This window comes from Phyllobacterium sp. (assembly GCF_037994425.1).
Taxonomy (GTDB): domain Bacteria; phylum Pseudomonadota; class Alphaproteobacteria; order Rhizobiales; family Rhizobiaceae; genus Phyllobacterium.
This window is the reverse complement of the sequence record NZ_JBBNAM010000104.1, coordinates 1-8,101: the sequence shown is the minus strand read 5'-3', so window position 1 is coordinate 8,101 and position 8,101 is coordinate 1. Positions and strand designations below refer to the sequence as shown.

The following is an 8,101-nucleotide window of genomic DNA, read 5'->3' as shown; positions in this document are numbered from 1 at the left end:
CGCTGTTCCGCGAGCTTTCGACGATCAATGAGGCGATTGAAGCCTATGGTCACGTGTCGCTCGACCTCTTGCGGACCAACTCCATCCTGCAGGCGCTTTCGGAAGAAGACGGCCTGACGACGCTCGCAAACCGCCGCAGTTTCGAAAAGCGCCTCGGTGAGGAGTTCGCGAAAGCAACGCAAAACGGCACCGATCTCGCAATACTCATGGTCGACCTCGACCATTTCAAATCGATCAATGACGTCTACGGCCACCAGATGGGCGACACTTGCCTGAAAATGACAGCGAACGTGTTGCGCAGCATCAGCGCCGAACGCGGTTGCCATGCGGCCCGCTACGGCGGTGAAGAGTTTTCGGTGGTCTTCCCGGATTGCGATCTTCAGACCGCAATCGCCGAAGCGGAGAAGATCAGGCTGTCGATCAGCAGCCTGATGATCACGTCGAGCTACGATGAAGTCATCCGCATCACAGCGAGCGTCGGCGTGGCGACGATCAGAAGCGGAAGGTTCGAGACCTCGGCCCATCTGCTCGAAAATGCCGACCGGGCGCTCTATCTCGCAAAGCACAGCGGACGCAATATCGTCAAATCCCTTCCTTCGCCGGGTCGGGCCGATTTGAAGACGCTTACGGCCTAGCCAATCCTTGGGAAAGCTTCCATGCCAACGCTCTATTCGCTCAAGCCGGCCTTCCAGAATTTGCTGCGCCCGCTCGTTGGCCGCCTTGTCGCAAGAGGCATCACTGCGAATCAGGTAACCATCGCCGCCGCGATTCTTTCGATCCTTGCGGGCGCGTTGATCGCTCTGTTCTATGACACTTTTGCCGTCTTCTGGCTGCTGCCATTCGTTCTCTTCGTGCGGATGGCACTCAATGCGATCGATGGCATGATGGCGCGGGAGTTCCACCAGGCTTCCAAACTCGGCGCTTATCTCAACGAGCTCGGTGATGTTATCTCGGACATCGCGCTCATCTTGCCGTTCATGCTCGTCGGGCCTTTCGCGCCGCCCGGCGTGGTGAGCTTCGCCCTTGCCGCAATCCTTGCTGAATATGCTGGTATTCTAGGCGTAATGACCGGCGGTGGCCGCGGCTACGACGGCCCCTTCGGCAAGAGTGACCGCGCGCTGGCACTCGGCATCATTGCGGTGGTGATCGGCAGCGGGATCGTGCTGCCCTACTGGTGCGGCTGGATCTTTCCGCTCATGGCGCTGCTATCGCTGTACACGATGATCAACCGCGTTCGTGCCGGCTTGCGGCGCGCCGAAACGGCGGCATCTTGAATGACATACGAAACGGAACAGAAAATACCCGCCGATAGTTCAGCGAGTCTTGCCGCGCCAGGTCGAGTGGAAGAAGCCGTCTTTCGCACGCATGACGGCACCGAACTCTTCTACCGCCGATGGCCGGCGCGGGGCGTGGCAAACGGGGCGATTGTCCTCTTGCACCGCGGCCATGAGCATGGCGGGCGTGTCACCCATCTCGTCGAGGAACTTGGACTACATGATTTCGCGTTCTATGCCTGGGACGCCCGCGGCCATGGCCGTTCGCCCGGAACGCGTGGTTATTCTCCTTCATTTGCCGCATCGGTACGCGACCTCGACGGCTTCATCCACCACATCATTGCCAAGGATGGCTTCGCCATTGAGGATATTGCGGTCATCGCCCAATCGGTTGGCGCCGTTCTCGCCGCAACTTGGGTGCATGATTACGCTCCGCCAATCCGCGCACTCATTCTTGCGTCGCCGGCTTTCAGCGTCAAACTTTACGTTCCCTTCGCCAGACAAGGCATCTCCTTCTGGCAGAAGCTGAAGGGCCCGTTCTTCGTCAATTCCTACGTCAAAGCCAAATTCCTCACCCATGATCCAAAGCGCATCGCCTCCTTTGAGAGCGACCCGCTGATTACGCGGCCGATCGCCTCCAACATATTGCTCGATCTCTATGATACGGCCGAGCGTGTCGTCGCAGATGCCCGGGCGATCATTGTACCGACGCAACTCTTGATTTCGGGCAGGGATTGGGTCGTCCGTCATGCTCCGCAGCATCGGTTCTATGAAAATCTGGCCCATCCCCTGAAAGAACGACATGTGCTCAAGGGGTTCTTTCATGACACGCTCGGCGAAAAGGACCGGGCAATTGCGCTTGCCCATGTGCGCCGCTTCATCACCGAGCGGTTTGCCGCTGAGCCGGTGGAAATTGACGTGACCAATGCCGATGTCAGCGGTTTCACCCGCGATGAGGCCGACCGGCTTTCGTCGCCACACGATATGCTTTCGGCCGAGGGGCTTTACTGGGCGGCGTACCGTGCCTCGATACGCGGCGCGGCACTGTTATCCAATGGGCTTCGCACAGGCGTAGGGACCGGCTTCGATTCCGGTTCAACGCTCGACTATGTCTACCAAAACGAGCCGCGCGGGATCGGCCCCGGTGGGAGGCTTATCGACAAGCAATTCCTCAATGCCATTGGCTGGCGCGGTATCCGCCAACGCAAACTCCACCTTGAAGAACTGATAGCTCTTTCCCTCGCCAAGCTGGACGCAAATGGAAGGACCACGAATGTTCTCGATATTGCCGCCGGCCATGGCCGCTACATCATCGATGCGATTGCGAAATCCGCTATCCGGCCGGACAGCGTCCGGCTGCAGGATTATTCGCCGATCAATGTCGACGCGGGAAGCGCATTGATTGCCGAGCGCGGGCTCCAGTCGATCGCACATTTCCACAAGGCCGACGCTTTCGACGGCGACATGCTGGCGACAATAACGCCTGCTCCGGATCTTGCGATTGTTTCGGGGCTCTACGAGCTGTTCCCTGACAACGGTATGATCCGCCGCTCGCTCGATGGGCTCGCCCGGGCGATGAAGCCGGGCAGCCTGTTGATCTACACCAATCAGCCCTTCCACCCGCAGCTCGAAATGATCGCTCGAGCCCTCACCTCGCATCGCGGTGGCCAAGCCTGGATCATGCGCCGCCGGACGCAAGCCGAAATGGACCAGCTCGTCGCCGCGGCCGGCTTCAAGAAAATCGAGCAGCGCATCGACGAGTGGGGTATTTTCACCGTTTCGGTCGCAGAGCGCCTATGACGGCGACAAGCGATGCACCAATTGGTAAATGGCGCCTGGACCGGGCGGTTGCCAAGCGCGCGCTCCTATGGCTCATCTTCCTGGCCCCCTTCTTCTATCTTACTTACGGAGCCGCGAACTGGCTTGCCGCGCAAAGGGTGCACGTTCCGAATATCACTTTCCATTGGGAACATGGCATCCCCTTCGTCGCCTGGACGATCTTCCCCTATTGGTCAATCAATGCCTTCTACGGGCTCTCTTTGTTTCTCAACGACATCGCAATCGAGGTGGATCGACTGGCAAAGCGCTATCTGACCGCGCAGGTCGTCGCGGTAAGCTGTTTCATCGCCTTTTCCCTGACATTCATCTTTCCGAGACCCTCGACCAGCGGCGCGTCGGGGTTTCTCTTCGAGATATTGGGAGGCTTCGACAAGCCCTTCAACCAGGCTCCTTCCTTGCACATTGCTTTGCTCGTCATCATCTGGGCGCACTGGCGAAGCAGGCTTGGAGGCGCGATGCTTTTGGTCTGGAACATCTGGTGTCTCCTGATCGGTATCTCCGTCCTGACCACCTACCAGCACCATTTCATCGACATACCGACCGGCGCATTGCTCGGTTTCTTTGCCTTGTGGCTGTTTCCCGCCGGGGCGCCTTCGCCACTGTCGGGCTATCGCCTAAAGCACGATGCCACAAGCAGGCGGATCGGTGGCTACTATGCGGCGGCCAGCCTTGCCCTATTCCTGATCGTGGTACTCCAAACAAGATCGTCCGCCCTTTTCCTTTTCCTGCTTTGGCCGGCCCTGGCGCTCGGCATCGTTTCCCTTGGTTATCTTGGCGCCGGTGCCAAGGTTTTCGAGAAGAGAGCTGACGGAACCATCTCCTTCGCGAGTCGGTGGCTGCTCGCGCCCTATCGGCTTGTCGCCATCGTCAACAGCCATCTGTGGACGCGCCAACTCGCGCCCTCGGTCCTCGTCTTCGACGGTGTCCATCTTGGCCGTCTGCCGAAGCACTCTGAGCTATCGGCGTTTGCGACAGTGATCGATCTTACCGGCGAACTGGCGAAACCATCCCACGTTGAAATTGCCTGGCAGTGTTTCCCTTCGCTCGACCTCGTCCCTGTTTCACCCGACGATCTTGAAAAAGCATCGGATGCAATCGAAACTGGGCGCAGCAGAGGTCCGGTCCTCGTCTGTTGCGCGCTCGGCTTTCAGCGCAGCGCTGCAGCTGTCGGTACCTGGCTCCTGCGTCAGGGCCATGCCGCCACCGCCGCACAGGCGATAGCCTTGTTGAAGACGACGGGCAGGCCGATACACTTGAGAGAAGATATGATCGTGGCGGGAGAAACAGGGGCACGACATGGATGAAGATGCGGAAACCTTCGCGGCTCGGTTGACGCGCAGGGCCCATACCTATGGGATTCTGACTTGCGTTCTCCTCGTGGCATCCTCCGTAGCGGGTGATGCCGGGGGCGAGCTTTTCGGCTGGCTCTGGCCGCTCCTGATCGTCGGCGGGTTGACGACACTGTTCCTCGCAATCTATCTGCGCTTTGATGCGGCGCTCTTTCATTTCATCGCCTCGCACGACGATGAGACGGCAGGCTGCCGCGCTGCCGACAAGCTTCTGGAACGAATGCGGCTGCGCAAATGCCCGCAAACGACTCGGCCGCTACAGGCGCGAATAGCCGGCACCAACCGCCTGTTGATGCGGCTTCATCTGGCATTTGCCGTGTTTCTCGCAGTCTTCGCCTCCGCAACGGCTTATAGCTTGTGGACGACGTAAGCGTGCGCGAGTTCGGGGGGATGTTCGGCAAAGATATGCCGCGGCGTGCCGCCGCGATGATGCTTGCCGGTATGGCGCGGGCAATCACCGGCGTGCGGCCGATCTGGCAGGGCTGCTCGCCATCCGGTGCTCAACGCATCTATTTCGCCAACCACGCCAGCCATGGCGATTTCATCCTTCTTTCGACATGCCTTCCACCGCAGGAGCGCGAGCGGACGCGCGCCGTCGCCGGAGCGGACTATTGGCGCAAGAACCGCATTCGCCACATCCTTGCCCGCGAGCTTCTGAATACAGTGCTGGTCGAGCGGAACTGGATCGAGCGGTCCGAGGATCCGATGGTCATCATGCTCGATGCCTTGGCGGCAGGACACTCGCTGATTATCTTTCCTGAGGGTACGCGCAACATGAGCGAGGAGCCACTGTTGCGCTTCCGCTCGGGCATCTACAATCTCGCCTTGGCCCGCCCCGACGTCGAACTCGTCCCGTGCTGGATCGAGAACATGTCCCGCGTTCTGCCAAAGGGCGCATTTTTACCTGTGCCACTGCTCTGCCGCGTCGTTTTCGGCGCACCAGTGCGCCTTGAACCAGATGAGGATCGCCACGTTTTCCTGGCGCGTGCCCGGGAAGCCCTGCTCACGCTCAGCCCCGAACAGCAGAGGGCTCTCAATCATGGCTGAAGCCGTCTGGCTGTTTCTCGGCCTTCTCGCCATCCTTACCGGCGCGAGCGCCATCGCCACCGCGCTCTCCTGGAAGATCCGGCGCAAAGGCGACGTGCTGCCCGATGCCCTTGCCAATCTCAATTCGCGCATCAAGGCGTGGTGGATCATGGTGGGCGCGATCTCCATCGCCTTCTTCTTCGGCAAGGGCGGTGTGATCCTCCTGTTTGCCTTCGTCTCCTTTGCGGCCATGCGCGAATACGTGACGCTGACCCACACGCGGCGCGGCGATCACTGGATCCTGCTCGGCATGTTCCTCGTGATCATTCCAGTGCAATATTATCTCCTATGGATCGAGTGGTATGGCCTGTTTGCGATCTTCATACCGGTCTACTGCTTTCTCGCCATGCCGGCGCTGACAGCAATTTCCGGCGACACGGCCCGCTTTCTCGAACGTGTAAGCGAGCAGCAATGGGGCATCATGCTTTCCGTTTATTGCATCAGCCACGTTCCGGCTTTGCTTACGCTGGCAATTCCGGGCTTCGGCGGCAGGGGGCTGCTGCTTATCGCCTTCCTCATCGTCACGGTGCAGGGCAGCGACGTCCTGCAATATGTGTTCGGCAAGCTGTTCGGCAGGCATAAGGTCGCGCCCAAGGTCTCACCGTCGAAGACCTGGGAGGGGCTTGTCGGCGGCATCGCCAGCGCCTCGCTGCTCGGCGGTGGCCTTTTTTGGCTGACACCGTTCACACCACTTCAGGCCGGCCTGATGGCTGGCCTGGCCTGCATCATGGGTTTTTTCGGCGGCCTCGTCGCCTCCGCTATCAAGCGCGATCGCGGCGTCAAGGATTGGGGCCACATGATCGAGGGACACGGCGGCATGCTCGACCGGGCGGACAGCCTGGTCTTCGCCGCGCCGGTCTTCTTTCACATGGTCCGCTACTTCTGGACCTAGATTTAGAGCAGGTCGGCCTTGGCAAGATCGCGGAGGAGATGGCTGGCGCCATACGTCCAGGGCGCACACTCAGTCGACAGGCGCACTCGATTCGACAATGTCCCGAGAGTGGGCGTCGAGATCGAGACGATATCGCCAAGCTTGTGGGTGAAGCCTTTGCCTGGCCCATCGCGGTCCTTTACCGGAGCGAACATCGTGCCGAGGAACAGGACGAGCCCGTCCGGATATTGATGGTGCCGGCCGATCGTTGCCTCGACAAGCGATTCCGGTTTGCGCGAAATCTTGGCCATGTTGGAATGACCGTCGAGCACGAAGCCATCCTCGCCCTCGACCCGCATGCTGAGTTCCGCAACCTTCACCGTCTCGATGGTGAAATCGCCGTCGAATAGCCTTATGAATGGCCCGACTGACCCCGAAGCGTTGTTGTCCTTTGCCTTGCCGAGAAGCAGCGCCGACCGACCTTCGACATCGCGCAGGTTCACGTCGTTGCCGAGCGTTGCGCCGACAATTCGGCCGCTGCTTGCAACAACAAGCACGATCTCGGGCTCGGGGTTGTTCCAGCTCGATACTGGATGAAGGCCAACATCTGCCCCGAAGCCGACCGTCGACATGGGCTGTCCCTTGGTGAAGATTTCCGCATCCGGCCCTATGCCAACCTCGAGATACTGGCTCCAGACGCCGCGAGCGATCAGTGCCTCCTTGACCTGCATAGCCGCGGGCGAACCCGGCACGATCTGCGAGAGATCCGCGCCGATAAGACTGAGGACCTCTTCACGCAGCGAATCCGCCTTGGTCTTGTCACCCTTCGCCTGCTCCTCGATGACGCGCTCGAGCAGCGAGGCAACAAACGTCACACCTGATGCTTTGACCGCCTGCAAATCGATCGGTGAAAGCAATGAAGGCTGGGCGGTATCAACCTTTTCGGACCAGCTATTGGCGAGGACTGCGTCAACTGCACCTATGCGAGTTCCTCGCGTGTCAGTGACGTAGCTTGCCGGCTCAGCCATTTCGCAAATATCGCGCACGGTCGGAGCCGCCTTGTCCGTAATGTCATAGACGCTGCCATCCCTGATTGTGACGATCCGCGGATGGTCATAGCCAGAAATTTTGGCTCTACCGAGAAGGACTCCGTAGCTGGGGACAGTGGCATTTGACATGATCGAATTTCCTGGATGGTTCGGATTGACGGAGTGGGAAACAACTAAGTCTCCTCTCCTTTATGGCGTGCCCGGCGCAGTTATGCGGGAGAGTAGTGCACCAATCAAGACAACGACGTCACTTTACCAGCTTGGCTCTGTCAGGAGATCGTGGATGGTCATCCGATATCACTTGTCATTTCGCTTAAACACGCAGCTAGTGACGCGAAGGGACCAAGACAACCGGGGCGTGCGTGAACAAGTCAGCAGAATATCGACTGGGTCTGATCCTGGTTACGGCGTCGGCGGTGGCCTGGAGCCTGGCCGGACTGTTCACGCGCGCCATCCCGCTCGACAGCTGGACGATCCTCGCCTGGCGCGGCATTTTCGGTTCGATCGGCATTGCCGCCGCGATGGTGCTTTTCGAGGGCGGCATTGCCTGGCAAAAATTTCGCAACATAGGCGTCTCCGGTTGGCTTTTCGTCGCCGTCTCCTGCCTGGGTATGGTCTTTTTCATCACCGCAC

The 8,101-nt window shown here is 59.6% G+C and carries 8 protein-coding genes and 1 pseudogene; 8 read left to right on the top strand and 1 reads right to left on the bottom strand.

The features are described 5' to 3' along the window. From AAAB35_RS07265 to AAAB35_RS07235, 7 genes are all read left to right on the top strand, one after another. On the top strand, positions 1-635 hold a 635-nt coding region (locus AAAB35_RS07265; protein ID WP_340667552.1), incomplete at its 5' end, for a GGDEF domain-containing protein. 21 nt (positions 636-656) lie between these two features. Further along, positions 657-1,274 carry a CDP-alcohol phosphatidyltransferase family protein gene (locus AAAB35_RS07260; protein WP_340667551.1) on the top strand — a complete coding sequence of 206 codons (618 nt, stop codon included), beginning with the start codon at positions 657-659 and terminating at the stop codon, positions 1,272-1,274. Further along, the gene (locus tag AAAB35_RS07255) at positions 1,275-3,074 is read left to right on the top strand and encodes a bifunctional alpha/beta hydrolase/class I SAM-dependent methyltransferase (RefSeq protein WP_340667550.1); all 1,800 of its coding nucleotides are present in this window, start codon (positions 1,275-1,277) and stop codon (positions 3,072-3,074) included. It abuts the gene before it with no gap. Beyond that, positions 3,071-4,417, top strand: coding sequence for a phosphatase PAP2/dual specificity phosphatase family protein (locus AAAB35_RS07250; protein ID WP_340667549.1), 1,347 nt, complete (start codon positions 3,071-3,073; stop codon positions 4,415-4,417). The genes AAAB35_RS07255 and AAAB35_RS07250 overlap by 4 nt, the downstream gene beginning before the upstream one ends. Next, the gene (locus AAAB35_RS07245) at positions 4,410-4,832 is read left to right on the top strand and encodes a hypothetical protein (RefSeq protein ID WP_340667548.1); all 423 of its coding nucleotides are present in this window, start codon (positions 4,410-4,412) and stop codon (positions 4,830-4,832) included. The genes AAAB35_RS07250 and AAAB35_RS07245 overlap by 8 nt, the downstream gene beginning before the upstream one ends. Positions 4,833-4,852: 20 nt before the next feature. Further along, complete coding sequence (locus AAAB35_RS07240) at positions 4,853-5,509, top strand: lysophospholipid acyltransferase family protein (RefSeq protein WP_340667547.1); 657 nt, start codon at positions 4,853-4,855, stop codon at positions 5,507-5,509. Continuing rightward, on the top strand, positions 5,502-6,440 hold the full coding sequence (locus AAAB35_RS07235; RefSeq protein ID WP_340667546.1) for a phosphatidate cytidylyltransferase: 939 nt from the start codon (positions 5,502-5,504) through the stop codon (positions 6,438-6,440). Before AAAB35_RS07240 ends, AAAB35_RS07235 begins: the two co-directional genes overlap by 8 nt. Positions 6,441-6,442: 2 nt before the next feature. Here AAAB35_RS07235 and AAAB35_RS07230 read toward each other — a convergent pair whose 3' ends face one another. After that, entirely contained in the window at positions 6,443-7,597 is a 1,155-nt protein-coding gene (locus AAAB35_RS07230) for a fumarylacetoacetate hydrolase family protein (RefSeq protein WP_340667545.1), read from the bottom strand. Between the two features lie 233 nt (positions 7,598-7,830). On the opposite strand from AAAB35_RS07230, the pseudogene AAAB35_RS07225 reads away from it, so the two are divergent. Continuing rightward, positions 7,831-8,101, top strand: a pseudogene (locus tag AAAB35_RS07225) (EamA/RhaT family transporter); the annotation flags it as partial.

Excerpts from the sequence above, each read along its gene's own strand:
- AAAB35_RS07255 (WP_340667550.1), top strand. The coding sequence starts at position 1,275 with ATGACATACGAAACGGAACAGAAAATACCCGCCGATAGTTCAGCGAGT.
- AAAB35_RS07235 (WP_340667546.1), top strand. The coding sequence starts at position 5,502 with ATGGCTGAAGCCGTCTGGCTGTTTCTCGGCCTTCTCGCCATCCTTACC.
- AAAB35_RS07250 (WP_340667549.1), top strand. The coding sequence starts at position 3,071 with ATGACGGCGACAAGCGATGCACCAATTGGTAAATGGCGCCTGGACCGG.
- AAAB35_RS07240 (WP_340667547.1), top strand. The coding sequence starts at position 4,853 with ATGTTCGGCAAAGATATGCCGCGGCGTGCCGCCGCGATGATGCTTGCC.
- AAAB35_RS07230 (WP_340667545.1), bottom strand. The coding sequence starts at position 7,597 with ATGTCAAATGCCACTGTCCCCAGCTACGGAGTCCTTCTCGGTAGAGCC.
- AAAB35_RS07245 (WP_340667548.1), top strand. The coding sequence starts at position 4,410 with ATGGATGAAGATGCGGAAACCTTCGCGGCTCGGTTGACGCGCAGGGCC.
- AAAB35_RS07260 (WP_340667551.1), top strand. The coding sequence starts at position 657 with ATGCCAACGCTCTATTCGCTCAAGCCGGCCTTCCAGAATTTGCTGCGC.